General features: G+C 71.3%; 18 protein-coding genes. 15 read left to right on the forward strand and 3 right to left on the reverse strand.

Features of this window, described 5'->3' with window-relative positions; genetic code table 11:
- Nucleotides 1–19 precede the first annotated feature (19 nt).
- Entirely contained in the window at nt 20–751 is a 732-nt protein-coding gene (locus KSO97_RS00955) for a GAF and ANTAR domain-containing protein (protein ID WP_232675920.1), read from the reverse strand.
- A 167-nt stretch (nt 752–918) separates the two neighbouring features.
- On the opposite strand from KSO97_RS00955, the gene KSO97_RS00960 reads away from it, so the two are divergent.
- Both KSO97_RS00960 and KSO97_RS00965 read left to right on the forward strand, forming a co-directional pair.
- Nucleotides 919–1,731 carry a GAF and ANTAR domain-containing protein gene (locus tag KSO97_RS00960; RefSeq protein WP_232675921.1) on the forward strand — a complete coding sequence of 271 codons (813 nt, stop codon included), beginning with the start codon at nt 919–921 and terminating at the stop codon, nt 1,729–1,731.
- Between the two features lie 458 nt (nt 1,732–2,189).
- Entirely contained in the window at nt 2,190–2,354 is a 165-nt protein-coding gene (locus tag KSO97_RS00965) for a hypothetical protein (RefSeq protein WP_232675922.1), read from the forward strand.
- 107 nt (nt 2,355–2,461) lie between these two features.
- Here the strand turns inward: KSO97_RS00965 and KSO97_RS00970 are convergent, their stop codons facing one another.
- Nucleotides 2,462–2,734, reverse strand: a complete 273-nt coding sequence (locus KSO97_RS00970) for a Rho termination factor N-terminal domain-containing protein (protein ID WP_232675923.1) — start codon at nt 2,732–2,734, stop codon at nt 2,462–2,464.
- 125 nt (nt 2,735–2,859) lie between these two features.
- On the opposite strand from KSO97_RS00970, the gene KSO97_RS00975 reads away from it, so the two are divergent.
- The 8 genes from KSO97_RS00975 (at nt 2,860) to holA (ending at nt 14,537) form a co-directional block, all read left to right on the forward strand.
- Complete coding sequence (locus KSO97_RS00975) at nt 2,860–3,495, forward strand: cysteine hydrolase family protein (protein ID WP_232675924.1); 636 nt, start codon at nt 2,860–2,862, stop codon at nt 3,493–3,495.
- On the forward strand, nt 3,476–3,931 hold the full coding sequence (locus KSO97_RS00980; RefSeq protein WP_232675925.1) for an STAS domain-containing protein: 456 nt from the start codon (nt 3,476–3,478) through the stop codon (nt 3,929–3,931). Before KSO97_RS00975 ends, KSO97_RS00980 begins: the two co-directional genes overlap by 20 nt.
- Before the next feature lie 86 nt (nt 3,932–4,017).
- The gene (locus KSO97_RS00985) at nt 4,018–6,105 is read left to right on the forward strand and encodes a PhoX family phosphatase (protein ID WP_232675926.1); all 2,088 of its coding nucleotides are present in this window, start codon (nt 4,018–4,020) and stop codon (nt 6,103–6,105) included.
- A gap of 310 nt (nt 6,106–6,415) precedes the next feature.
- Nucleotides 6,416–8,902 (forward strand): leucine--tRNA ligase, encoded by a 2,487-nt coding sequence (gene leuS, locus KSO97_RS00990; RefSeq protein WP_232675928.1) that lies wholly within the window; start codon nt 6,416–6,418, stop codon nt 8,900–8,902.
- Between the two features lie 81 nt (nt 8,903–8,983).
- Nucleotides 8,984–9,859 carry a DegV family protein gene (locus KSO97_RS00995; RefSeq protein ID WP_232675930.1) on the forward strand — a complete coding sequence of 292 codons (876 nt, stop codon included), beginning with the start codon at nt 8,984–8,986 and terminating at the stop codon, nt 9,857–9,859.
- An 84-nt stretch (nt 9,860–9,943) separates the two neighbouring features.
- On the forward strand, nt 9,944–11,002 hold the full coding sequence (locus tag KSO97_RS01000) for a helix-hairpin-helix domain-containing protein (RefSeq protein WP_232675932.1): 1,059 nt from the start codon (nt 9,944–9,946) through the stop codon (nt 11,000–11,002).
- 4 nt (nt 11,003–11,006) lie between these two features.
- Nucleotides 11,007–13,358: a ComEC/Rec2 family competence protein gene (locus KSO97_RS01005; RefSeq protein ID WP_232675934.1), complete on the forward strand. Its 2,352-nt coding sequence runs from the start codon at nt 11,007–11,009 to the stop codon at nt 13,356–13,358.
- Between the two features lie 135 nt (nt 13,359–13,493).
- On the forward strand, nt 13,494–14,537 hold the full coding sequence (holA, locus tag KSO97_RS01010; protein WP_232675936.1) for a DNA polymerase III subunit delta: 1,044 nt from the start codon (nt 13,494–13,496) through the stop codon (nt 14,535–14,537).
- A gap of 38 nt (nt 14,538–14,575) precedes the next feature.
- Here holA and rpsT read toward each other — a convergent pair whose 3' ends face one another.
- Nucleotides 14,576–14,836, reverse strand: a complete 261-nt coding sequence (gene rpsT, locus KSO97_RS01015) for a 30S ribosomal protein S20 (RefSeq protein WP_232675938.1) — start codon at nt 14,834–14,836, stop codon at nt 14,576–14,578.
- Between the two features lie 204 nt (nt 14,837–15,040).
- Here rpsT and dapA point away from each other — a divergent pair, with 204 nt between their 5' ends.
- The 5 genes from dapA to KSO97_RS18105 all read left to right on the forward strand — a co-directional run bounded on the left by dapA (nt 15,041) and on the right by KSO97_RS18105 (nt 25,868).
- The gene (gene dapA / locus KSO97_RS01020) at nt 15,041–15,940 is read left to right on the forward strand and encodes a 4-hydroxy-tetrahydrodipicolinate synthase (protein WP_232675940.1); all 900 of its coding nucleotides are present in this window, start codon (nt 15,041–15,043) and stop codon (nt 15,938–15,940) included.
- A 60-nt stretch (nt 15,941–16,000) separates the two neighbouring features.
- Nucleotides 16,001–17,686, forward strand: coding sequence for a ribonuclease J (locus tag KSO97_RS01025; RefSeq protein ID WP_232675942.1), 1,686 nt, complete (start codon nt 16,001–16,003; stop codon nt 17,684–17,686).
- A 250-nt stretch (nt 17,687–17,936) separates the two neighbouring features.
- Nucleotides 17,937–21,314 (forward strand): S8 family serine peptidase, encoded by a 3,378-nt coding sequence (locus tag KSO97_RS01030; RefSeq protein WP_232675943.1) that lies wholly within the window; start codon nt 17,937–17,939, stop codon nt 21,312–21,314.
- 103 nt (nt 21,315–21,417) lie between these two features.
- A complete protein-coding gene (locus KSO97_RS01035) occupies nt 21,418–24,126 on the forward strand; it encodes a DNA translocase FtsK (protein WP_232675944.1) in 2,709 nt (902 codons plus the stop codon).
- A complete protein-coding gene (locus tag KSO97_RS18105; protein ID WP_232675945.1) occupies nt 24,123–25,868 on the forward strand; it encodes a helix-turn-helix transcriptional regulator in 1,746 nt (581 codons plus the stop codon). Before KSO97_RS01035 ends, KSO97_RS18105 begins: the two co-directional genes overlap by 4 nt.
- Nucleotides 25,869–25,920: the final 52 nt, after the last annotated feature.

The following is a 25,920-nucleotide window of genomic DNA, read 5'->3' on the forward strand; positions in this document are numbered from 1 at the left end:
GCGTGCCTCCGTGGTCGGACTACGCCGTGTCGGAGTCGGCGGTCGCCGAGACCTCGAGCGGGGGCAGCGAGCCGGTGTCGAGGACCGTCTGTGCCACGTCGCGCAGCTTGATGTTCGCGTCGTTGGAGTAGCGATGCAGGATCGAGAACGCCGTCTCGTAGTCCACGCCGTAGGTGGTGGCGAGCACCCCTTGGGCGATCCCGATGGCGTGCCGCGAGTCCAAGGCGGCCCGGAGGCCGGTGACGACCTGGGACCGACGTAGCGCCTCGCCGGCGTGGCTGGCGTAGACGCTCGCCAGAGCTCGCTCGGTCGGGTCGTCGAACGCGCCAGGCGACTCGGCGTAGAAGTTGATGGCGCCGAGTGGGCCCGACTCGCCTCGGATCGCGACCGCGTACGCCGATCGGATGCCCAGGTCGAGTGCTCCGCGGGTCCAGGAAGACCACCGACTCTCGGTCTGGAGGTCCGAGATCACGAAGTCCTCCTGCTCGAAGGCGGCGTCGATACAGGGGCCGTCGTTGAGTTCGCTCTGCAGCTCGTCAGCGCGTCGCGCGGTCGGAGAGCTGGCTGCCTCGGAGTGATGCAGGCTGCGCTTGCCTCGCACGGTCAGCCCGCAGTGGTCGGCGGCCTCCACCACCTCGACGGCACGCGTGGTCACCAACTCCGATGTCGCCATTCCGTCACGGGCGCGATGGAGGTCGTCGCTGATCTGGGCGAAGTAGCGCGCCAGGTCGGTGCGGTTGTCGTTGCTCATCGTCCCTCGTCGGGTCTCGCGATGGTGGGGGTCGGGACACCGGCGCCCAGCCTCTCGCACGCGGCAGGCCGAGACAACCCCGGCGACAGGGTGCGACGGAGAGTAGGCAACACTGTTCCCCGTCCTGGAGCAGACGGGGCACGACACCGATGTTCTGGGAGTTGTGCATGCCCCTCGATGATCTCGCCAGCGTCCTGGCGCGGGTCTCATTGCAGTTGGCCGGTGAGCGTGACGAGGCCGTCACCGCGGTGCGGATCTGCGAACTCGCGGTCGAGCTCGTGGAGAACTGCGACCACGCGAGCCTGATGTTGAAGTCGCGTCGAGGCAGGTTGCGCACCCGCGCGGCGTCCTCGTCTCTGTGCGAGGAGCTGGACGAGAGGCAACTCGTCCATGCCGAGGGGCCGAGCCTGGACGCGATCGAGACCGGCGAACCCCAGCACTCGGGCAGAGTCGCGCAGGACGCGCGCTGGACGTCGTGGGGCCCCCAGGCCGCGGAACTCGGTGGACGATCGGTGATCGCCGTGCCGCTCCGCGTCGGCGGTGAGGCGACGGGAGCCATGACGCTCTACTCCCACCAGCAGGACGCGTGGGGTCGCGACGGCGTCGACTTCGCCCTGCTCTACACGACGCACGCCGCGATCGCCCTCGACGCGGCGAAGGTCATCTCCGGTCTGGAGACGGCGTTGACAAGCCGCCATCAGATCGGTGTCGCGCAGGGGGTCCTGATGGAACGGCACGGCCTCACGGTGGGCCGCGCCTTCACCGTGCTCCAGCGCTACAGCAGCACGACGAACACGCCGCTGAGCGACGTCGCCGCCCGCATCGTGCGGGAGGCGGACCAGGCCGCCGCGTCGAGCCGGGTGGGTCCCGGAGCACCCTCGACCGCCGAGACCGACCACGATCTCGGCGGTATTGCGTCGACGACGGGCGCGGGTGCTCATCAGAACGCGACGCCCGCTGACCCGCGGGATCCGACGTGACCCCCACCATCGGGTGAGGAGTGAACCGCCGCGTGCGGGGCACCGGATGGATGCGCCACCTCGGTTACGCACCGCTCGGGGCGCCGCGGGTCCCGCCGGCATGTGAGGGTCGACGGGACCCGCGTCGTGTCCAGCCGAACGGTCAGCGAGGTGGCCGGTCCGGGCCGGCCCACGTGGCCGGCGGGTCGCTTCCCGGGAAGGACTCGGCGCTGCGCTCGTCGACCGAACTGCCGCGCTCGTCAGTGGCGCCTGCATCCGCGTCGCGCTCCGCGTCGGGCGGAGGAGGGTCCGGGTGAGGGCCTGTGTCGTCTGCCCCGTCCGGGAGGCCGTTGCCCGGAGGGCCGGCGTCCTGGTCGGGATTGTCGGTGTTCGGTGTCTCCGGTGTGGTGTCCATACATCGCGGTACCCGACGCGGAAGCGCTCAACAGCAGATCCGGTCTCTTCCAGCGAGGGACCGGTTGAGTGAAGCGCTGGACCTGCGGGTACCCGGACACATGAACCGCGACGACAGTCCGTTGCACCCGGCTCCCCACGAGTCCAAGCGACCGATCGCGCTCGGGGGAGTGGTGGCCCTGATCGTCATGGTGCTCGCGCTTCTCGTGATCGTGGCGCTCACCCGCTAGTCGACGGACCAGAAGTGGCGGCCCCTCAGCCCTCAGCCGGCTCGTTCGCAGTGCCGCCTCGCCGTCAAACTGCGCAGAGCGGCACTGGTCCCCGGGCGTCGGGGTCGTCAGTGATCGCGAAGTGCGACCACGAGTTCGTCCTTGGTCATCGTGGAACGGCCGTCGATCTCAAGCTCGCGGGCGCGTCGGCGCAGCTGGTCGACGGTCCAGTCCTCGTAGGAGCCTGATCGCCCGCCGCGGCGTCCGACGCGGGACCGGCCCTCACTCGCCGAGGCGTTGGCGATCCGCGCCGCCTTCTCCTTGCTGGCTCCCTCGCGGCGTAATGCGTCGTAGGTCTCGTCGTCCTTGACGCTGGGGCCGTGGTCACGTCCGGCTGGCATGGCTACCTCCGAGTGGTGGACACATCTGCGGATCCGGTTCCCCGCGGGAGTCGAGTCATGCTCACCCCTTCGGGTCGATCTCGGGCCACGCGGCATGGATGGCGCGGCAGGGGGTACTGAACAGCATGGCTCCCACTCGTGCGCTACCCCCCGACGGCGACGTCGGTCGCGAAGCGCTGGTCCTGGTCGATCTACAGACCGAGTTCTTCGCCGATCCTCAGATGGCCCCGCACCGGATGGGCGTCGTCCGGGCGGTCAACGCGCTCGCAGCATCGGCACGGACGGCTGGACATCTCATCGTCGAGGTCCGCACGCTGCACCATCCCGACGGGAGCACGTGGACGATGGACATGCGCGAGGACTCCGAGCCGCGCGCCGTGCGGGGGACACCCGGAGCCGTGGCGCTGCCCGAACTGGCCCTCGAGGGGGCGGTGCTCGTCCCGAAGGCACGCAACAGCGCGTTCCACGGCACCGACCTCGGCGAGCTGCTGTCGACGGCCGGCGTGCGTCGCGTGGTGCTCGCGGGTGTCTCGGCCGAGACCTGCATCTACGCGACCGCGTCGGATGCGTACGCCCGGGACCTCCGCGTCACGCTGGCCGATGAGGCGATCGCCTCGACCGACGAGGCGCGGCGCCGACGAGCCCTGGAGGAGTTGCGTGTGCAGTATCGCCAGCCGCTGTGCTCGGTCCGCGAGATCGTCCGGACGTGGACGCCGTCCACCCGTCAGTACGGAGGCAGCGATGTCGCACTCTCCTCATGACCGCCGTCGGCTCCTCACCGTCGACGTCGAGCCGGTCGACACGACGGCGGACGCCGCCATCGTGCGCCTGGCCGGCGAGGTCGACCTCGCCGGGCTCCCCCTGCTCCGGCGGATCCTCCAGGAGCTGAGCGAGCAAGGGCGCATCCACCAGGTCGTCGACATGAGTTCGGTCTCCTTCATCGACTCCGCCGGCCTGGGTGCTCTCGTCGGTGCGCACCAGCGCCTGCGCGGTCTCGGCGGCGCGCTGCACCTGGCCTCCGTCGCCCCGACAGTGCGGACCGTGGTCACCGTGACCGGATTGAACTTCGTCTTCCGCGTGCACGAGGACCTCGCGGAGGCGCTCGCCGCCGTCGGGGAGGGGAGCGGAGCCGCCCAGGCCGGCGAGGCGGCGAGCGGCGATCCGTCGACCGGCCCCGAGCAGGAGACGACCGCCTGAGGCAGCGCCGTCTCGTCGTCAGATGCTCGCTCGCCGTTCAACCGACGGCAACGACGCCTCCTGCCGCCGTCCCTACGTTCCGCAGCATGACGACGTCCCAGCAGACCGACCGCCCCCGCCCGCTCATCCCGCTCGACGTGATCGGGGAGGGCACTCGCCACGGCTCCCGCAGCCGGATGACCTGCTACTTCCGGTGCGGCAACGCCTGCGACCACCCCGAGCCGAATCGTCACAGCCACGGCCACGTGCAGGACGAGATCGCCAAGGTCGTCCAGCGACGGAGCGTGCTCGCGGGCGCGGCCCTCGGCTCCGGAGCCCTCGTGCTGGGGTGGGGTCCCCGGGCCGCTGCGGCCTCGGCCCCGGCGACGGCGGTGAGCGCGACGGGCGCCGCAGGCGGTGGCACCCTGGCCCGCGCCGGCTTCGCCCCGGTCGCGCCCAACAAGCGTGACGCGGTCGTCACGCCGGCCGGCTTCAGCAGCTCCGTCGTCATCCGATGGGGCGACCGGGTGCTCCCCGGCGCACCCGCCTTCGACGCGTGGAAGCAGACGCCCCAGGCCGCCCGTCAGCAGTTCGGCTACAACTGCGACTACGTCGGCGTCCTCCCGCTGCGCGGAGACCGGGCTCTGCTCGTCGTCAACCATGAGTACACCGACGAGAACGTGATGTTCCCGGCCGGCGTCTACACCGACGCCCAGATCAAGGCCATCGCCATGAGCAACCACGGCATGTCCGTGGTCACCATCAAACGCAGCATCGTGCCCGGATCGTCGCGTCAGGTCCACGACCTGAAGACCTGCAAGGAGAATCGTCGCGTCCACATCGAGACGCCGTTCGCCCTCAGCGGTCCCGCTGCCGGAGACGACCGGCTCAAGACCGTGGCCGACCCCACCGGACGCCGGGTGCTCGGCACCCTGAACAACTGCGCCGGCGGAACCACCCCGTGGGGCACGGTCCTCTCCGGCGAGGAGAACTTCAACCAGTACTTCGACAAGGGCGCCGGGCTCGACGCGCGCTACACCGCCGAGTACGCCCGCTACGGCATCACGGGCTCGGGGAGGGGGTGGAGCGAGGTCGACGCCCGCTTCGACCTCGCGAAGGACCCGCACGAGCCGCACCGATTCGGCTGGATCGTCGAGATCGACCCGTACGACCCGAAGTCGACACCGGTGAAGCACACGATGCTGGGCCGGTTCAAGCACGAGGGCGCCAACGTCATCATCGGTCGAACCGGCCACGCCGTGGCCTACATGGGTGACGACGAGCGTGGGGACTACCTCTACAAGTTCGTCTCGGCCGAGAAGTTCGATGCGCGGGGCAACGCGGCCGCGAAGCGCCACAACATGACGCTGCTGACCAAGGGCACGATCTACGTCGCCAAGCTCACCGGCGACGGCGTCACCGACGGTGAGTACGACGGCACCGGTACCTGGATCCCGCTCGCGAACCACACGAGGTCCTTCGTCGAGGGCATGAGCGTCAACGACGTCCTGATCTTCACGCGTCTGGCCGCCGACAAAGTCGCCCCGACGAAGATGGACCGCCCCGAGGACGTCGAGCCCAACCCGGTCAACGGGCGCATCTACGCCGCGCTCACCAACAACTCCAACCGCGGCAAGGACACGCTCCCGACCGACGAGGCCAATCCCATCGCCACCTCGATGGTCCGCTCGGCTCTGGGTGCGCCGCTGACGGCGGCCACCGGCAACCGCAACGGCTACGTGCTGGAGATGATCGAGAACCGCAACGACCACACCAGCACCGGGTTCACCTGGAACCTGGTGCTCGTCTGCGGGGACCCGGCTGCGGCCGAGACCTGGTTCGGTGGCTTCGACAAGTCGAAGGTCAGCCCGATCAGCTGCCCCGACAACGTCTCCTTCGACAGTGCCGGCAACCTGTGGATCTCCACCGACGGCAACGTCCTCGGCTCCAACGACGGCATCTTCCGGGTGCCGGTGACCGGGCCGGCGCGCGGACAGGTGCTGCAGTTCGTCACCATGCCGCGCGGCGCCGAGGCCTGCGGCCCGCTGCTCGCCGACGACGACCGCTCGCTCTTCTTCGCCGTCCAGCATCCCGGCGAGCTGGACGGCGCGACCTTCGAGAATCCCGCCAGCACCTGGCCGCACTCCGACGACTTCCCGCGGCCCTCGGTCGTGGTGGCCTACCAGGACCGCTGAGGGGAGTTCTCTCGGTCGGGCGAGGGGGCCGGACCCGGGGAGGGGAGGATTCCCCGTCCCAGGTCCGGTCCCGACGTGCGGCCCGCGCTGCAGGCTGCGGACGTCGGGGCATCGCCATCACGTGCTCGGCCCACAGCCACCGTCTCCGGTCCACGGCTCCGCGACCGAAGTCGGTATCATCGACGTCGTGCACCCGGCCCTGCTTCTTCCCTAGCCGCCTCGGCCTCACCACCGATGCGGCAGCCCCTCCCTGCGAGGGGCTTTTTCATGTCCGGGCACGCCACACCTTCGAGGCCACCGAGAGAGAACCATGAGCGAGCGAGACGAGCAGACCGGGTACGACGCCCACGCCATCGAGCAGAAGTGGCTGCAGGCGTGGGACGACCTCGACCCGTTCCGCGCGGACGACGCCGCGGTGCTCAGCGGTGAGAGGGAGAAGCGCTACGCCCTCACGATGTTCCCCTACCCCAGCGGCGACCTGCACATGGGTCACGCCGAGGTGTTCGCGCTGCACGACGTCATCTCGCGGTACTGGCGCTTCCGCGGCTACGAGGTGCTCAACCCGATGGGCTGGGACTCCTTCGGGCTGCCCGCCGAGAACGCCGCCATCCGAGGCGGCGAGCATCCAGCCACCTACACCTACGCCAACATCGAGACCCAGTTCGAGTCGATGAAGCGCTACGGCGTCAGCTTCGACTGGTCGAGGCGGCTGCACACCTCCGATCCCGAGTACTACCGCTGGACCCAGTGGCTGTTCCTGAAGTTCCGTGAGCAGGGCCTGGCCTACCGCAAGAACAGCCCGGTCAACTGGTGCCCCAACGACCAGACGGTGCTCGCGAACGAGCAGGTGCTCGCCGACGGCACCTGCGAGCGGTGCGGCGCGGAGGTCACGAAGCGCGAGCTCACCCAGTGGTACTTCAAGACCACGGCCTACGCCCAGGAGCTCTACGACTGCCTCGACGACCTGCAGGACTCCTGGATCGGCAAGGTCGTCAACGCCCAGCGCAACTGGATCGGCCGTTCCGAGGGGGCGCACGTCACCTTCGAGGTCGCCGAGCGCCCGGGTCACGACATCACCGTCTTCACCACCCGCCCCGACACCCTGTGGGGTGCGACGTTCATGGTCGTGGCCGCCGACGCCGCCCTGGCGGCCGAGCTGGTCGACGACGAGCAGCGCGCAAGTCTCGAGGCCTACCGCGACGACGTGCGCAAGGCCTCCGATATCGACCGGTTGTCCACCGACCGGCCCAAGACCGGCGTGTTCCTGGGCGTGCACGCGATCAACCCGGTCAACGGCGAGCAGATCCCCGTGTGGGCCTCGGACTACGTGCTGGCCGACTACGGCACCGGAGCGGTCATGGCCGTTCCTGCTCATGACCAGCGCGACCTCGACTTCGCGCGTGCGATGGACCTGCCGGTGCGCCGGGTGGTCGACACCGGCGAGGACGACCCGGCCGAGACGGGCGTGGCCACCGCCGGCGCCGGCACCTACGTGTCCTCCGGCCCGCTCGACGGCCTCAGCGACAAGGAGGCCGGCATCCGTGCGGCCATCGACCTGCTGGAGGAGCGCGGCCGCGGCACGGGCACGGTCAACTTCCGCCTGCGCGACTGGCTGCTGAGCCGTCAGCGCTACTGGGGTGCGCCCATCCCGATCGTGCACTGCCCCTCCTGCGGCGAGGTGCCGGTGCCGGAGGATCAGCTGCCGGTGGAGCTGCCCGAGCTGCGTGGGGCGGACCTGAAGCCGAAGGGCACCTCGCCGCTCGGCGGTGCCCGCGAGTGGGTCGAGGTCGACTGCCCCGCATGCGGAGGCCCTGCCGAGCGCGACACCGACACCATGGACACCTTCGTGGACTCGTCCTGGTACTTCTTCCGCTACCTCTCGCCTCGTGATGCCACCCAGGCGTTCGACCCCGCTCTGGCCCAGGCATGGGGGCCGATCGACCTCTACATCGGCGGTGACGAGCACGCCGTCCTCCACCTGCTGTACGCGCGCTTCTTCACCAAGGTGCTGCGTGATGCGGGCCTGATCAGCTGGGACGAGCCGTTCTCGGCCTACCTCTCCCAGGGCAAGGTGATCAACAACGGGCGCAAGATGAGCAAGTCCCTGGGCAACGGCATCAACCTCGGTGACCAGCTGGCCGAGTTCGGCGTGGACGCCGTCCGGCTCACCCTGGTCTTCGCCAGCCCGCCGGAGGACAACATCGACTGGGCCGACGTCTCGCCGGTCGGGTCGGTGCGCTTCCTGCAGCGTGCGTGGCGCCTGGCCAACGACGTCACGTCCGCCCCGGACGCGGATCCGGCGACGGGCGACGTCGCCCTGCGTCGCGTGACCCACCGCACCATCCGCGACGCCGAGCAGCTCGTCGAGGGCTACCGCTTCAACGTCGTCGTCGCGCGCGTCATGGAGCTCGTCAACGCCACGCGGAAGGCAATCGACTCCGGTGCGGGCGGTGCCGACCCCGCGGTACGCGAAGCGGTCGAGACCGTCGCGATCCTGCTGTCGATGGTGGCGCCCTACGTCGCTGAGGAGATGTGGGAGCTGCTCGGGCACGCTCCATCGGTCGCCCAGGCGGCCTGGCCCCTGGCAGACGAGGCGCTGCTGGTCGAGGAGTCGGTGATCGCCGTCGTCCAGATCCAGGGCAAGGTCAAGGCACGGCTCGAGGTGGCACCCGACATCTCCGCCGCCGATCTCGAGCACCTGGCTCTGGCCGACCCCAACGTCGTCGCCGCGATCGCCGACCGCCCGGTACGCAAGGTGGTCGTGCGCGAGCCCAAGCTCGTCAACGTCGTGGTCTGAGCCCCGCGCCCGACGGAGGAGGGCGCGGCAGGCGAGGAGCGCGCCGCGTCCCGAAACCTGAGCCCGACTATCCTCACGCCCATGTCCGACGTCGTGGTGGTCACCGACTCCACGGCGAGCCTCCCGGCTGATATCGCTGCCGAGCACGGCATCGTCGTGGTCCCGCTGCAGGTGATCGTCGGCCCGAACTCCTACGACGAGGGGTCGCCCGAGGTCGCTCCGGAGATGCTCGCGGCAGCGCTGCGCGAGTTCCGGCCGGTGAGCACCTCGCGCCCGGCTCCGACGGTGATGCGTGAGCTCTATCGGCGCCTGGCGGACGAGGGTGCGCGCGAGATCGTCTCGGTGCACCTCTCCGGCGACATGAGCGGCACCTTCGAGTCGGCGCAGATCGGGTCGCGGGACGCCGGTGTCCCGGTGACCTGCGTCGACAGCCGCCAGGTCGGGGCAGGCACGGGGTACGCGGCGATCGATGCTGCCCTCTGCGCCGCGAGCGGCGGGAGCGCCTCGGAGGTCGCCGCCGCCGCGCGTGCGCGGGCGGGGGCGTGTGCCTCCTACTTCTATGTCGACACCTTGGAGTACCTGCGTCGGGGCGGGCGCGTCGGTGCCGCGGCGGCCCTGCTCGGCGGCGCTCTCGCGGTCAAGCCGCTCCTCGCGATCGACCACGGTTCCGTCGTCTCCCTCGAGCGCGTGCGCACCGCAGGACGCGCTCTGGCCCGGCTGGCGGAGCTCGCCGTCTCAGCGGCCGACGAGGCTGCCGAGACGGGCGTCGACGTCACCGTCGCCCATCTGGCGAGTCCCGAGCGTGCCGAGCAGCTCGCAGCGCAGCTGGGTGAGCGGTTGGCGACCCCGCTCGAGGGCCGCGAGGTGACCTGCTCCGAAGTCGGCGCGGTGCTCGGCGCGCACGTGGGCCCGGGCATGCTCGCCGTCTGCGTGGCACCGCGTACGCGCCACGCCTGACCCACACCGGGTCGGAGCGCGCGTCCTCCACAGCCCGCGCGGGGCGCGGGGCGCCGAGCCTGACGAGGTTCCTAGCGTCGCTCCATGCGGAGTCGCCGAGATCCCACGCATCATGACGTCGTCGCCCGCCGGCTGGCGATGCTGGCCGAGCAGATGCGCACCGCCGACTCGGCTTCCGTGTCGGACGACGCGGATTCGGTGCAGGTGGGCGCGGTCACCGAACCGGCACCGTGGTGGGACGAGCACACCCGTCTGGCGGAGCGGCCGATCCTGCGGCTGGTGGAGCAGGCCGCCGGCGTCGGGAGCGACCGCGACGACGACGGCGACGATGCGCGACGTGCGGCGGGGAGCGGTGCCGACGAGGGCGTGCGCACGACGCAGCGGACGGTGCCTGCACCCACACGCTTCGTCATGCCCGGGCGGCACGCGGCCCGGCGTCCGGGTGAGAGTGCCGGTGCGGCCGCCTGGGGGCTGCTTCCCGACACGCTCCGCGGGCGTCTCGCCTTCGGCCCCGCCCAGGTCGCGGTCGTCGCGCTCGTGGTCTCCCTCGGCCTTGCCGTCACGACGTGGATCGTGGTCCGCTCCGACGCGGCGCCGATCGAGGGTCCCGGAACGGTGGCGCTCACCCGGGCCCCGGCGGGCACGGTTCTCGACTCCGACGCCGCCCCGACGGCGCCGCAGGAGAGCGCACCGGCAGGCACCGGGGTCGAGGCCACCGTCACCGTCGATGTGGCCGGGGAGGTGCAGAAGCCCGGCATCGTGGTTCTCGACGCCGGCGCGCGGGTGATCGACGCCGTCGACGCCGCCGGCGGGGCGCGCCGCGGTGTGGAGACCACGTCGATCAATCTCGCCCGCGTGCTGGTCGACGGTGAGCAGATCGTCGTCGGCGGCCCGGCGTCAGGAGGGGGCTCGGCGACGGGAGGCCCTCAGCCAGCGGTGCCAGGAGCGGGACCGTTGGTGGACCTGAACCTGGCGACCTCGGTGGAGCTGGAGGCGTTGCCCGAGGTCGGACCGGTCACGGCGGCCGCGATCATCGCGTGGCGCGAGGAGCACGGCGGGTTCAGCGCGGTGCAGGAGCTGCTCGAGGTCAGCGGCATCGGTGAGAAGACCCTGGCGATGATCGCTCCGCACGTCACGGTGTGACCTGATGGGTGACGGCGTGAACGCCGATACATCGGCCCCGTCGGAGCCGGTGCGCCGCGTGACCGCCCCCGATCTCCGGATGGCGCTCGTCGCTGTCGGCGCCTGGGGTGGTGCGCTGCTCGCCCTCGCGTCGGTCGCGGTGACGGCATGCGCGGCCGCCGCCGGCTCGCTCGGCATCGGCTGGTGGATCGCGCACCGTTTGCGGCGTCGGCTGTCCGTCGCACCGCTGGTGCGCGCCGTCGTCGCGGCCGGAGTGGTGACCGGAGCCGTGTGGGTCTCGGCCACGTTGCGATCGGACGCGGTTCACAGCGACCCGGTCGCTCGTCTCGCCGACGAGGGCGCCGCTGTGTCACTCGTCGGCACGGTGACCTCAGACCCGCGGCCCGTGGAGGGTCGATTCGGGCCTCTCATCGTCGTGCGACTGACCGTCACCCTCGTCCAGGGGCGCGGGCAGACGTTCTCGCTGCGCAGCCCGGTACTGGTGATCGGGCACGAGGCATGGGAGCGGGTGCCGTTGGGGGCGAAGGTCCGCGCGACCGGGGTGCTGGCGTCCGCGGACGATCCGCACCTCAGCGCGCTCCTGGTGCGGTCGACACCCCAGGTCATCGAGGAGCCGGACTGGTGGTGGCGCGGGGCGGCTGCGATCCGTGCCTCGCTGCGCGAGTCCGTCGACCATGCACCGCCCGCCGAGCGCATCCTCGTGCCCGCTCTGGTGGTGGGCGACGATGCGGGCCTCGACCCCGACGTGGCCGACGACTTCGCGACCGCCGGGCTGACGCATCTCACCGCGGTGTCCGGCACCAACGTCACCCTCGTCGTCGGCTTCGTGCTCGTCGTGGCCAGGTGGTGCCGGGTGCGCGGCCGGGGTCTGGTGATCGTGGGCGCGCTCGCGGTCGTCGGATTCGTCCTCCTGGCCCGCACCGAGCCGAGTGTGCTGCGCGCCGCCGTGATGGGGGTCGTCGGGCTCGTGGCTCTCGGCGTCGACAGCCGACGGCGCGCTCTGCGCAGTCTGGGCGTGGCCGTGGTCGGCCTGTTGCTCGTCCAGCCTTCGCTCGCGACCAGCGCCGGGTTCGCCCTCAGCGCGCTCGCCACCGCGGGGATCGTCGTCCTCTCGCCCGTCTGGCGCGACGCGATGGCGCGCTGGTTGCCGCGGTGGCTGGCTGAGGCGATCGCGGTGCCCGCTGCGGCGCAGCTCGCCTGCACGCCGGTGATCGCCGCGTTGTCCGGCGAGGTCAGCCTGGTCGCGGTGGCGGCCAATCTGCTCGTGGCGCCCGTCGTCGGACCGGCGACCGTGCTCGGCCTGGCCGCGGGACTCGTCGGCCTGGTGGTTCCGCCCCTCGGTGCCGTGGTCGGCACCGGCGCCGTGTGGTGCGTCGCCTGGATCGTGCAGGTCGCCGCGCGGAGTGCAGCGCTCCCCGGCGCCTCGTGGGCGTGGGGGAGCGGGTGGCTCGCGGTCGGCACGTTGGCCGCGGTGTGCGTGGTCGTCGCGCTGCTCGCCGTCCGCGTGCTCGCACGCCCGTGGCTCGCTGCGGGGGTCGCGCTGGTGGCGATCGTCGTCGTCGCCGTCCGGCTCCCGACCTGGGGGTGGCCCGACGACGACTGGGTGTTCGCGGTGTGCGACGTCGGCCAGGGCGACGGGCTGGTCCTACGGGCCGGTGCGAACACGGGCATCGTCGTCGACACGGGCCCGACGCCGGACCTCGTCGATGCGTGCCTGGATCGCCTTGGCATCAGGCATGTCCCGTTGGTGGTGCTCACCCACTTCCACGCCGATCACGTGGGAGGGCTCAGCGCGGTGTTAGACGATCGCGACGTCGGGCGGATCTGGGCCTCACCGGCGCTGGACCCGCCCGCGTCAGCGGACGCCATCCTGGCCGCGGCCGAGGAGGCAGGTGTTCTCGTCGAGGTGCCCGCCCCGGTGGCGACGACGGTCGGCGAGGTGGGCCTGGAGGTGCTCGCTCCCCGCGACCTCACGCCCCGCCCGGGCGCTGACGGCGGACTGGCCAACGACGCCAGCCTGGCGTTGCTGGCGACCGTGCGTGGCGTGCGGATCCTCCTCACCGGCGACCTCGAGCCGACGGGGCAGGCGGCGCTCGCGGCCGATCATCCGGGCTTGCAGGTCGACGTCCTCAAGGTCCCGCACCACGGTTCCCGCGCTCAGGACCTCGACTGGCTCGCCAGCCTGCGAGCCGACCTCGCGGTCGTCTCGGTCGGGGCTGACAACGACTACGGCCATCCCGTGCCGTCCGTCCTCGCTGCACTGACCGCGGCCGGCGCACAGGTCGGTCGCACCGACGTCGACGGCGATCTCCTCGTGCTCGCGACGAGCGACGGCCCGCGACTGACCCATCGCTAGGGCTCACATGCCCTGAGGACCTCAACCCCGACCGCCCCAGCTCGCAGTGCGTGGAGAGAACCCCGAGCCGCACGCTCGCCATCACCGAGGCGAGGCGCAGCGACCGGTGTCGGCGCGCTGTGCCACGCTGGCCTCGTGGCTCTCTCTGCGGATCAGGTGCTCGGCCGGGTGCTCCTCGTCACCGGCAAGGAGGAGTACCTGAACCACCGCACCGTCCTGGAAGCACGCGAGATCGTGCGCGCCTACGACGCCGAGGCCGACTTCTCCGACGTCAGCGCGGTCGACCTCACCGCGGGTGCGCTGGGGGAGCTCTCGGCGCCCTCGCTGTTCTCGTCCGTGCGGTTCGTCGTCGTGCGCGGGCTGGAGAACCTGCCCGAGGAGAGTGTCCAGGGCCTGGTCGACTACGCCGCGGCGCCCGTGGAGGACGTCGCCATCGTGCTCATGCACGGTGGCGGGCAGAAGGGCAGCGGCACCCTGACGAAACTGAGGAAGCTCTCCGGCGTCACCGAGGTCAAGTCCGCGGAGTTGAAGGCCTCGGAGTACCCGGGCTTCGTCGCGGCCGAGGTCCGCGGTCGCGGCGGGCAGATCGATCCGGAGGCGGCCAAGGCCCTGGTCGACGCCGTCGGGCTCGACCTGCGCTCGCTCTGCGCTGCCGCGCATCAGCTCGTCGGCGACTTTCCGGGGCAGCGCCTCACCGGCGAGCTCGTCGGGCGCTACTTCGGTGGCCGTGCCGAGGCCAAGTCGTTCGCGGTGGCCGACCTGGCCTTCTCAGGCCGGCGCGACCAGGCGCTGGAGGAACTGCGCTGGGCACTCGACAACGGCACCGCGCCGGTGCTCGTCACCTCCGCCTTCGCCGGCAGCGCGCGCGGACTGGCCCGGTTCAAGGGGGCCGCACGCGGACTGCGGGAAGCCGACCTGGCGCGCGAACTCGGCGTCCCGCCGTGGAAGATCCGCACCATCCGGGGGCAGGCACACGGATGGTCCGAGGGCGGGCTGGCGCGGGCCGTGCGCGCCGTCGCCCGAGCCGACGCCGAGGTCAAGGGCGCCGCCAGCGACGCGTCCTACTCCCTCGAGCGACTCGTCCTGACGATCACCGACCTGGGCGACGCCGGCTGGGGCCGGTGGCGGAGGCCGGCCCGCGCGAAGGGCCTCCTCCTCAGGGGACGACGCCGTTGGTGACGGGTGGGCTCGACGAGGAGCCCGGAGGTGCTGTCGCGTCAGAGCGAGGCGGCCTTCTTGGCGATCGCGGACTTGCGGTTCGCGGCCTGGTTCTTGTGGATGACGCCCTTGGAGGCCGCCTTGTCCAGCATCTTGTTGGCGGTGCGACCCAGCTCGACGGCCTGGTCCTTCTCGCCGGCCTCGGCGGCCTCGCGGAACTTGCGGATCGCGGTCTTCAGACCGGTCTTGACCGCCTTGTTGCGCTCGTAGCGCTTCTCGTTCTGCTTGTTGCGCTTGATCTGGCTCTTGATGTTCGCCACGAATGTGCCTTCGTCTCGCTGGTGCCGAATGGGAATGAATCAGTCTGGGTGGGTCCGTCGCGCTGCCTTCTGCAGCCTGGGCAGGCCGGACACGCGGAGAGCAAAACTACCAGCGGCAGCCGGTGGCGCCCAAATCAGCCCCTGCGCCGTCCGGGTCTGCGAGCCGTAGGGGCCGGGTGTGCGACGGGCCGATAGCCTGAGCCTATGTCCGAGACCCGTACGCGCGCGCCGTTCGGCACCCTGCTGACCGCGATGGCCACCGCGTTCCGACCCGACGGCTCGCTCGACCTGGAGGGCACCCAGCGGATCGCTCGTCATCTCGTCGAGCACGGTCACGACGGGCTCGTGGTCTCGGGCACCACCGGCGAGTCGGCCACCACCACCAAGGAGGAGGACGGCGAGATCCTCGCCGCCGTGCGCGACGCCGTCGGCCCCGACGTCGCGATCGTGGCCGGCGTCGGCACGAACGACACCAGCACCTCGATCTGGCTGGCCCAGCAGGCGCGCAAGCAGGGCGCCGACGGCGCTCTGCTGGTCACGCCGTACTACAACAAGCCCGGCCCGCGCGGCGTCCTGCACCACTTCCGCCAGGTCATCGACGCAGCCGAGTTGCCTGTGATGCTCTACGACGTCCCCGGCCGCACCGGCAGCCAGATCGCGATGGAGACCTACGAGGCACTCGCCGGCGACGACGCGGTGGTCGCGGTCAAGGACGCCGTGGGCGACATGCCGCGCTCGGCCCGTCTGGTCGAGATGGGGTACGCCGTCTACTCCGGCGACGACGCGAACACGCTCGGTTTCCTCGCCCACGGCGCGGTCGGCCTGGTCTCGGTCGCCGGCCACGTCGCCGGGAACGAGCTCGCGGCGATGATCGCTGCCTTCCAGTCCGGCGACCACGCCGCGGCGCTGGCGACCTACCAGCGGCTGCTGCCCGCCTTCGAGGCCGTCATGGGCGTGCCGAACTACGGTGCGACGACCGCCAAGGCGTCCCTCGAGCTTCTCGGAGTGCTGGACAACCGTCACGTGCGCTCGCCGCTCGTCCCCCTCGACGACGACGAGTACGCCGCGCTGCGCGCGGGCCTCGCTGCCGCCGACCTGCTCTGATCGCTCGAACCCACGGCGCCAGCGACGCCGACGTACGACGAGGAACGACGAAGGAAATCCGTGAGCCACCCGCACCCTGAACTCAGTGCCCCGCCGGAACTGCCCGCCCACGGGCTCCGGGTGATCCCTCTCGGCGGTCTGGGCGAGGTCGGGCGCAACATGACCGTCTTCGAGTACGCCGGCCGTCTGCTGATCGTCGACTGCGGCGTGCTCTTCCCCGAGGACCACCACCCCGGCGTCGATCTCATCCTCCCCGACTTCGCCGCCATCCGGGACCGTCTCGACGACGTCGAGGCGCTGGTGCTGACCCACGGACACGAGGACCACATCGGCGCGACGCCGTACCTGCTGCGCGAGCGCCAGGACATCCCGCTGGTCGGCTCCGAGCTCACGCTGGCCCTGCTCGACAGCAAACTGCGCGAGCACCGCCTCAAGCAGACCGTGCACCACAAGGTCGCCGAGGGGGATCGTCTGCAGCTCGGGCCGTTCGAGCTCGAGTTCGTCGCGGTCAACCACTCCATCCCCGATGCCCTCGCTGTCGCCATCCGCACCGGCGCCGGCCTGGTGTTGCACACCGGCGACTTCAAGATGGACCAGCTCCCGCTGGACGGCCGGATCACCGATCTGCGTGCCTTCGCCCGGCTGGGGGAGGAGGGCGTCGACCTCTTCCTGACCGACTCCACCAACGCCGAGACGCCGGGCTTCACTCCGGCCGAGAAGTCGATCACCCCCGTCATCGACCAGGTGTTCCGCGAGTCCAAGCAGCGCATCGTGGTGGCCTGTTTCGCCTCGCACGTGCATCGCGTCCAGCAGGTACTCGATGCCGCCGTCGCCCATGACCGTCGGGTCGCCTACGTGGGCCGCTCGATGGTGCGCAACATGGCCATCGCCCGCGACCTGGGATACCTGACCGTGCCGCCCGGGGTGATGGTCGAGGCCAAGGAGCTCGCCTCGCTGCCACCGGAGCGCCAGGTGCTCATCTCCACCGGCAGCCAGGGCGAGCCGATGAGCGCGTTGAGCCGCATCGCCCAGCGCAGCCACAACTTCGTGCACATCGAGGAGGGCGACACGGTCCTGATGGCCTCGAGCCTGATCCCGGGCAACGAGAACGCCGTCTACCGCGTGATCAACGGCCTCGCACGGTGGGGCGCCCGAGTCGTGCACAAGGGCAACGCGCTCGTGCACGTCTCCGGTCACGCCAGCGCCGGCGAGCTGCTCTACTGCTACAACATCGTCAAGCCGCGCAACGTGCTGCCGGTGCACGGCGAGATCCGCCACATGCTCGCCAACGCCGACCTCGCCCGCGCGACCGGCGTCGAGAACGTCGTCGTCGCCGAGGACGGCGTCGTGGTCGATCTGGTCGACGGCGTCGCCTCGATCACCGGCAAGGTGGAGTGCGGCTACGTCTTCGTCGACGGCACCTCGGTCGGCGACATCACCGAGGCCGACCTCAAGGACCGCCGGATCCTCGGTGAGGAGGGCTTCATCTCGATCATCGTCGTGGTCGACTCGGTCAGCGGCAAGGTGTCGGCGGGCCCCGAGATCCAGGCACGCGGCAACGCGCTCGAGGGCGAGAACTTCGACGACGTGAAGCGCTCGATCACCCAGGCGCTCGACCGGGCGATCGCCGAGGGCAACACCGACTCCTACCAGCTTCAGCAGACCGTGCGGCGCACGGTCGGCCGGTGGGTGAGCAACACCCACCGTCGACGCCCGATGATCATCCCGGTGGTCGTCGAGGCCTGACGTCGGGTCGCGGCACGGCACGGACGGCCGACGCCGCAGAACTTCCGCTGCAGGACTCTGGCGCCGGACGACGTCCGGGCATAGCCTCCCGATGCGGGAGGGCTTCGCCGATGTGGTTCTCCCGACGTCTCGGATCCCGTCGGAAGTGAGGACGCCCATGTCCCTGCCTGCCCTCTTCTCGTCACTGCGGCGCTCGTCGCTCGTCGCCCGCCCTCGGCCAGTCGCACGCCACCGACGAGGCCGTCCCGCGATGCGTGTGGCCGGGGTGGGTGTGCTCGCCGTGACAGCAGCGCTCGGCCCCGTCGTGGGATCCGGTTCCTCCGCCCAGGCGGCGCCCGGGTCGGCTACGGCCGTCGAGTCGGTGGTCCGCGATCTCGCCGCCGACGGCGTGCGCGGCAGCGATGCCGGGAGGACCGGTGGCCTCGGGGCTCCCGCACTGGCTCGAGGTGCCCGCGCCTCCTACTTCGTCCGACTGGTGGGGGATGGCGCCGCGGCGGTCGCCGCGCGCACCGCGAGCGACGGCGCCGCGCGGCGCGCCGCCGTCCAGCGCCGCGCCAGCATCGAGACGACGGCCCGGCAGGTCGCGCAGACCGCACGGCGCGCCGACCCTCGGGCCAGCGCGCTGTTCACCACGACCAACACGGTGCCCGGCGTGGCGTTGCGTCTCGATGCCGAGGGTGTGGCTCGGCTGTCGGCCGACGAACGGGTGCTCTCGGTCGCGCGGCTTCCGCGCCACACGGTGGAGAACTCGAGCATCATCCAGCTCGAGAAGGCCGTGGCGTCCTGGCGCCGTCAGGGCAACATGGGCCAGGGAGTGCGGGTCGGCGTCATCGACACCGGCATCGACTACACCCATGCGACCTTCGGTGGGCCGGGCACGGTCGCGGCCTATGAGAAGGCACGGTCGCAGCCGACCGCCTACAACTGGCGCGCGCGGCTCGGCGCACTGGGACGTGCGAAGGTGCTCGGCGGCTACGACTTCGTCGGCGACGACTACAACGCCGACCCCGCGGCGGAGAGCTATCAGCCCGTGCCGCGGCCCGATCCCGACCCGATCGACTGCGGCGAGCACGGCACCCATGTGGCCGGCACGCTCGGCGGCTACGGGGTCACGGCACGAGGCACGACCTTCACCGCGCGGCACCAGACGCTGAACCCGGGCTGGCTCGACGAGCTCCGCGTCGGACCGGGCACGGCGCCGAAGGTCGGGCTCTACGGCTTGAAGGTCTTCGGGTGCGAGGGCTCGACCGACGCGGTCATCCCCGCTCTGGACTGGTCGCTGGACCCCAACGGCGACGGCCTCTTCGACGATCGGCTCGACATCGTCAACCTCTCCCTCGGGTACGCGTTCTCGCCGATCGACGACCCCGAGGTCGCCGTCGCCGACGAGCTGGCGCGGCACGGCGTCCTCGCCGTCTTCTCTGCCGGCAACGACGGCGACATCACCGACATCGCCGGTTCCAACGCGGCGAGCTCGCTCGTCGTGGCCAGCACCGTGGACGCATCGCAGGTGCGTGACGGACTGCGCGTCGACGCTCCATCGGCGCTGAAGGGTGTCGTCGGAGGTCAGGTGTCCTCGGCCTATCCCTGGCTGGAGTCCGAGCCCGTCGGTGGCGAGGTCGCGGTGCTGTCGGAGGGGAACGCCGACGGCTGCGACCCGCTCGGCGACGCCGACGCCGCCGCCGTCCAGGGCAGGATCGCCTGGCTCGAGTGGGATGACGACGACGCCACCCGCCGTTGCGGCTCGGCCGGCCGTGCGGGGAACGTCGCCGCGGCAGGGGCGATCGGCGCGCTCTTCACCTCCGACCGCGACATCTTCGGCGCGGGGATCCTCGGCATCGAGGAGATCCCGGTCTTCCAACTCACCCGCGCGAGCACCGGGGCGCTCCGCTCGGCGGCCGAAGCGGGTGACCTCGCGGTCACCTTCGACGGCGCCCTGCTGGCGGCGTTCGAGGACGTCACGCCGGGCATCGTCGACCAGGCCTCCGACTTCACCTCGCGCGGCTCCCACGGCAGCCTCGGCGTGTCCAAGCCCGACGTCGCCGCAGTCGGCGACTCGGTCTTCTCGGCCTACATGGGCACCGGCTCGGAGGGCGTCAGCTTCTCAGGCACCTCGATGGCCGCGCCGAACGTCGCCGGCATCGCGGCGATGGTCAAGTCCGCCCACCCGGGGTGGGGGCCGTTGAACCTGAAGGCAGCGATCATGAACAGCGCCGGCCACGACGTGTGGACCGGTCCCTCGCGCACGGGCAAGCGCTACGGTCCGCTGCGGGTCGGTGCCGGTCGGGTCGACGCGCTGGCCGCCAGCCGGACGTCGATGGTCGCCTACGCGCGCGGGGCCGGGTTCAACGCGGTGACGGCCTCCTTCGGTGTCGTGCGCGCACGCACGTCCGACGGCGTCATCACCCGGTCGATGCCGATCGCGGTACGCCGTGTGACGGGGAAGGGGAAGGTCCCGGTGCGGCTCTCCTACGAATCGCTCACCGCGGTTCCCGGGGTCTCGTTCTCGGTGAGGCCGAACCGGCTGATGGTCGGTCGCTCGCCCGCCACCGCGACGCTGACCCTGCGCGTCGATCCGACGGCGTTGCGTCGTCACCTCGACCCGACGATGGCCGCAGAGCAGGTCAACCCGCTCTTCGGCGAGTCCGAGCTGCGCCAGTTCGTCACGGACGCCTCGGGCCGGGTGCTGGTCACTCAGCCGGGGGGCGCGACTCTGCGCATCCCGGTGACCGCGGCGCCCAAGCCGGTCGCGGCGATGACCGCGACGGCGACGCAGGCCGGAGTCGCCCTGGGGGGCCAGGGACTGCCGTCGGGGGAGGGGGCGACGGCCGCCAAGGTCGCCGTGCTGGAGTGGGGCGCCGAGAGCCCGCTGCTTCCTCTCTGCGTTCCGCTCGACGAGGACGATCCGCAGACGACCGGAGATGCGGGAGACGCCGACGATCCTGATGACGACACCGGCACCGGGGACGTCCCCGAGCCGTGCACCGACGGCCCGACGGCGGAGTCCGCCGACCTCGCCCAGGTCGGTGCGGGCAGCACGAACGGCGAGGACGGCCTGCTCTGGTTCGGTATCGCGGCCCACCGCGCGTGGGAGAACGTCGGCAACCTGATCACGCCGTACGTCGACATCGATGTCGACGGCGACGAGAAGGCCGATTACGAGATCTACGTCGAGCGCATCGAGGGCACCGATCTCCTCTACGCCTGGACGATCGACCTCGACGTGCCCGAGGGGGAGGACCCGCTCGTCGACGTGCAGCCGGTGAACTTCGCCGACGGCGGCACCGACACCAACGTGTTCGACACCGACGTGCTCGTCTTCGGTGCCTCCAAGGCGGCGCTCGGTCTGCCGAGCGGCACGGCGTCGGCGCCGATCAGCTACACCGTCGGCACCTACAGCCTGCTGACCGATGACGACGTCGACACGGTGGGCCCGGTCGCCTATGACGCGGGCACCCCGTCGATCGGCGTCGACGCGCCGCTCTTCGACGCGGCGCCGGGCGACGTCGTCCCGTGGCGGGCAGCAGGCTCGCGAGCAGGAGCGAAGGCGCTGGTGCTGCGGCTCCACAACGCGCCCGGCTCGACCAGTCAGGTGCTGGAGGCCCCGGCCGCCGCGCCCACGAGGTGACCCCGCCTGCGTTGACCCGTCTTGAGTTGAAGACGGGTCAACGCAGCGACACGCACCACTGTGGTCCGTGTGACGGATGTGACGATCACCTAGGTTTGATGGCATGGCGACCCGTACGTCTTCCCCGCCGGGGTCGCGGAGCAAGAGCACGTCCACGTCCAGGAGCAGCACGGCCCGTTCCCGGAGCGGACAGTCTTCGAGCACGCGCACCCGGAGTACAGCGAAGAACACCTCCACGAAGCCGACCAAGCGGCCGGCTTCGCGGCGGCCCGCGCAGCGACCCGCACCGCGTGCGGTCCGCAGCGGTACCGGACCGGTCGCTCGGTTCTTCCTGGTACTGCTGCGTGGCCTGACGGCGGCGTGGCTGGGCCTCGCCCACGCCATCGGTGCCTCGGCGCGAGCGGTCGGCCGCTCGGCACGCGACCTCGACCCCGCTCATCGTCGCGACGGCGCCGGCCTCGCGCTGCTCGGCGTGGCCGTGGTCGTCGCCGCCGCGGTGTGGTTCGAGGTGCCCGGCGGGCTGATGGACTTCGCGCGCGCGGCCGTCGTCGGCACCGTCGGCAAGGTCGGTTGGTTGGTGCCGCCGGCCTTGATCTGGTCGGGTCTGCGCGTCATGCGCGACCCGGTCGGCAGTGGCCCGGCCGGACGCCAGGTGATCGGATGGTCGGCCCTCGGAGCGGGAGTCCTGGGCGTCGTGCACATCAGTGCCGGCGATCCCCAGCCCATCGCCGGTGACACCACGCCGCTGCGCGAGGGCGGTGGCGCGATCGGCTACGTCATCGCCTCGTTGCTGCTCGACCTGATGCGCTCCTCCTACGTCGTGGTCCCCGTGCTCGTGCTGATCGCGTTCTTCGGCCTTCTCGTCGTCACCTCGACCCCGCTCTACGCGGTGCCCGACCGGCTGCGCGGGCTGCGCGACGCCGTCCTGGGTCACCCGTCGGGCGACGAGAGCGACCCCGACGCGACCCAGGCCATGGCGCGTCTCGACGACACGATCGACCCTGAGCTGGGACTCCCGGCCTACGACACCCCCGTGGTGGAGGAGCGCGAGTCTCGCCGTCGTCGCCGCCGCGGTGGCGACCCGGAGCCGCTGTTCGAGGAGGCCGCGTCCGTCGACCTCGACGCGCACGAGAGCGGCGACGCTCTCGATGTCGCCTTCGGCCTCGACGACCCGTTCGAGCCGACGACGGGCACCGACGCTGGCTCCGTGGCGCCGATCGCGGCACCGCCCGCCGTCGCCGGCGCTGGCAGCACGACCGACGAGGACGCCGACCGTGCGCCGATCGCGCCCCCGTCGCACAACCCCGTCGAACCACGGATGGAGCAGCTCTCACTGTCCGGCGACATCGTCTACTCCGTGCCGGCGATGACCTCGCTGAAGGAAGGCACACCGCACCGCACGCGCTCCCAGGCCAGCGACGACGTCGTCGCTTCGCTCACCCAGGTGCTCGCGGACTTCAACATCGACGCCCGCGTCACCGGCTACACGCGCGGCCCGACGGTCACCCGCTACGAGATCGAGCTCGGGCCCGCCGTCAAGGTCGAGAAGATCACCGGCATCCAGAAGAACATCTCCTACGCGGTCGCCTCGGCCGACGTGCGGATCCTGAGTCCGATCCCCGGCAAGTCGGCGGTCGGCGTGGAGATCCCCAACCTCGACAAGGAGATCGTCTCCCTCGGCGACGTGCTGCGGTCCAACACCGCGCGCTCGGACCACCACCCGATGGTCGCGGGCCTCGGCAAGGACGTCGAGGGCGGCTTCGTGGTCGCGAACCTGGCCAAGATGCCGCATCTGCTCGTCGCCGGCGCCACCGGTTCAGGCAAGTCGAGCTTCATCAACTCGATGATCACCTCGGTGCTCATGCGGGCGACGCCCGACGAGGTGCGGATGATCATGGTCGACCCCAAGCGGGTCGAGCTGAACGCCTACGAGGGCGTGCCGCACCTGATCACCCCGATCATCACCAACCCGAAGAAGGCCGCCGAGGCGCTGGCCTGGGTCGTGCGCGAGATGGACCTGCGCTACGACGACCTGGCCAACTTCGGCTTCCGTCACATCGACGACTTCAACCGCGCCGTGCGGGCAGGCAAGGTCGAGGTGCCGCCGGGTTCCGAGCGTGTCCTGGTGCCCTACCCGTATCTGTTGGTGATCGTCGACGAGCTGGCCGACCTGATGATGGTCGCGCCGCGCGACGTCGAGGACGCCGTCGTCCGGATCACGCAGTTGGCGCGCGCGGCCGGTATCCACCTCGTGCTCGCCACCCAGCGCCCCTCGGTCGACGTCGTCACCGGTCTGATCAAGGCGAACGTGCCCTCGCGCCTGGCGTTCGCGACGTCCTCGCTCGCCGACAGCCGCGTCATCCTCGACCAGCCCGGTGCCGAGAAGCTCGTCGGCCAGGGTGACGGACTGTTCCTGCCGATGGGTGCCTCCAAGCCGATCCGCGTCCAGGGCTCCTGGGTCACCGAGGCGGAGATCGCCGAGGTCGTGCGGCACTGCAAGGGCCAGCTCGAGCCCAGCTACCGCGACGACGTCACGGCGCCGGCGCAGAGCAAGCGCGAACTCGACGACGACATCGGCGACGACCTGGACCTGGTCGTCCAGGCCATCGAGCTCGTCGTCTCGACCCAGTTCGGGTCGACGTCGATGCTGCAGCGCAAGCTGCGCGTCGGGTTCGCCAAGGCGGGGCGCCTGATGGACATCATGGAGAGCCGCGGCGTCGTGGGGCCCAGCGAGGGCTCCAAGGCCCGTGACGTGCTGGTCAAGCCCGACGAGATCGATGCTGTGATCATGACGATTCAGGGGGAGCTGTGAACGACCTCGAGACCTCGCAGGGCTCGGCAGGAGCCGAGACCGGTGCCACCGCCGACCTGACTCACGGCCATAGCGCGTTCGAGGACGACGCGGTCGAGATCCGCCGCGACGGACCGCTCGCCGCGCTCGTCGCCGGCGTCGCGGCCATCGTCGCCGTCGCCTACCTCCAGCGCGCCGTCGGCAGTGCGGCACCACTCGACTGGGTGATCACCCTGGGCGCCGGAGCGATCGCGGTGCTCTTCCTGCTCGTCGTCCTGGACTCCCGGCTCCCGCTGCTCGTCGTCGACGGGCACGGGCTGCGTCTGCGGCGTGGCCGCGCCTGGACCGGACTGGCCTGGTCCGACGTCGCCCGGGTGGAGCACCAGCCGCGCGAGGCGCTGCTGCGCGATGGTCGCATCAGCGTCGTCGACGTCGCCGGCGAGCGCAGCACCGTGCGGTTGTCGATGTCGACCCGACTGATCGGCGCGAACTGGCACGAGCTCACCGAGGCGCTTCGGGAGTTCACTGCCGACGCCGTCGAGGTCGTCGAGAAGCCGGGCATCCCGACGACGCCGGTCGGTGTCGCCCAGCCGCTGGACGTCGAGATCGAGCAGGCCGAGGCCGAGCAGGCCGAGATCGAACAAGGCGCTGTCGAGGAGGACGGTACCGCGCCGTGGGACGGACACGCGGCGGCCGCCGAGGACGACGCGGCGATCCCGGCCGCCCAGCCCGCAGCCCCCGTAGCCGAGCCGACCCAGCCCCTGAGCTGGTCCGCGGCGGGGTTCGCGGCGCCGGAGGGCCAGACCGACGACGATGCGGCCGACGACGGCTCCGACGACGAGGACCGGTGGAACGGCCACGGCGACAGCGACGCGACCGCGGTGCGGCCGCCGTTGCCGGGTAGCGGGGGCCCGCGCGGTGTGATGGCCGCCCTGCAGCGCCGGGCCGGAGCGGTCACCGAACGGATCGGCCGCAGCGACGCGAGCGAGGAACTCGACGCCACCGCTGTCCGGTCCGCTGCCGACGAGCAGCCGACCGAGCAGTTCGTCGCACCCTCCGCGGTGATCGGTCCCGAACTGGCCGCGGCGCGTCTGAGGCTGGGGCTGCGCACCGAGCAGCTCGCCGAGCGCACCCGTATCCGCGTGCATGTCATCGAGGCGATCGAGGAGGACGACTTCGCCCTGTGCGGCGGCGACTTCTACGCCCGCGGGCATCTTCGCACGCTGGCCCGGGTCCTCGGACTGGACGCCGAGCCGCTCATCGCCACCTACGACGAGCGATACGCCGACGCTCCCATCGACCCTCGCTGCGTCTTCGAGGCGGAACTGGCCACCGGCCAGCACGGAGCCATCCGTGGCACTCGTGGAGGCGTGAACTGGTCGGTGCTGGTCGCCTCGGTGATGGCGGTGGTGCTGGTCTGGTCGATCGCCCGCCTGGTGATGGACTCCCCGGCCCCGGTCACCGACCAGCCCGTGCTCAACGGCTCGCCGAGCGGAAGCAAGGCCACGTTGGCCGGAGCGACGGCGAAGGTCCCGGTCTCGTTCACTGCCGAGACCGGGGGTGCGCGGGTGATCGTGCGCGATGGCCGCCAGCGCGTGGTGTTCAACGACGACCTCGCCTTCATGCAGACCGCAACGCTGAACGTGGTCCCTCCGGTCCGCATCAGGTCGAGCGACGGCGGATTGACGGTCGTCCTCGATGGCGAGCGCCAGGGAGCGCTGGGAGCGACCGGCGAGCAGGCGCAGCAGCTCTTCGTTCCCTGATGCACGTCTCGCGGGGGCAGGCGTGCTTTCGTCGCCTCGCCCCCGCGCGCGG

Source organism: Nocardioides sp. R-C-SC26 (assembly GCF_021246465.1).
Taxonomy (GTDB): domain Bacteria; phylum Actinomycetota; class Actinomycetes; order Propionibacteriales; family Nocardioidaceae; genus Nocardioides.

Bases quoted from the DNA above. Each gene is read 5' to 3' on its own strand.
- leuS (WP_232675928.1), top strand. From the start codon at position 6,416: ATGAGCGAGCGAGACGAGCAGACCGGGTACGACGCCCACGCCATCGAG.
- KSO97_RS00955 (WP_232675920.1), bottom strand. From the start codon at position 751: ATGAGCAACGACAACCGCACCGACCTGGCGCGCTACTTCGCCCAGATC.
- KSO97_RS00985 (WP_232675926.1), top strand. From the start codon at position 4,018: ATGACGACGTCCCAGCAGACCGACCGCCCCCGCCCGCTCATCCCGCTC.
- KSO97_RS01030 (WP_232675943.1), top strand. From the start codon at position 17,937: ATGCGTGTGGCCGGGGTGGGTGTGCTCGCCGTGACAGCAGCGCTCGGC.
- KSO97_RS00960 (WP_232675921.1), top strand. From the start codon at position 919: ATGCCCCTCGATGATCTCGCCAGCGTCCTGGCGCGGGTCTCATTGCAG.
- KSO97_RS01035 (WP_232675944.1), top strand. From the start codon at position 21,418: ATGGCGACCCGTACGTCTTCCCCGCCGGGGTCGCGGAGCAAGAGCACG.
- KSO97_RS01005 (WP_232675934.1), top strand. From the start codon at position 11,007: ATGGGTGACGGCGTGAACGCCGATACATCGGCCCCGTCGGAGCCGGTG.
- dapA (WP_232675940.1), top strand. From the start codon at position 15,041: ATGTCCGAGACCCGTACGCGCGCGCCGTTCGGCACCCTGCTGACCGCG.
- KSO97_RS00995 (WP_232675930.1), top strand. From the start codon at position 8,984: ATGTCCGACGTCGTGGTGGTCACCGACTCCACGGCGAGCCTCCCGGCT.
- KSO97_RS01000 (WP_232675932.1), top strand. From the start codon at position 9,944: ATGCGGAGTCGCCGAGATCCCACGCATCATGACGTCGTCGCCCGCCGG.
- KSO97_RS00980 (WP_232675925.1), top strand. From the start codon at position 3,476: ATGTCGCACTCTCCTCATGACCGCCGTCGGCTCCTCACCGTCGACGTC.
- KSO97_RS00970 (WP_232675923.1), bottom strand. From the start codon at position 2,734: ATGCCAGCCGGACGTGACCACGGCCCCAGCGTCAAGGACGACGAGACC.
- KSO97_RS00975 (WP_232675924.1), top strand. From the start codon at position 2,860: ATGGCTCCCACTCGTGCGCTACCCCCCGACGGCGACGTCGGTCGCGAA.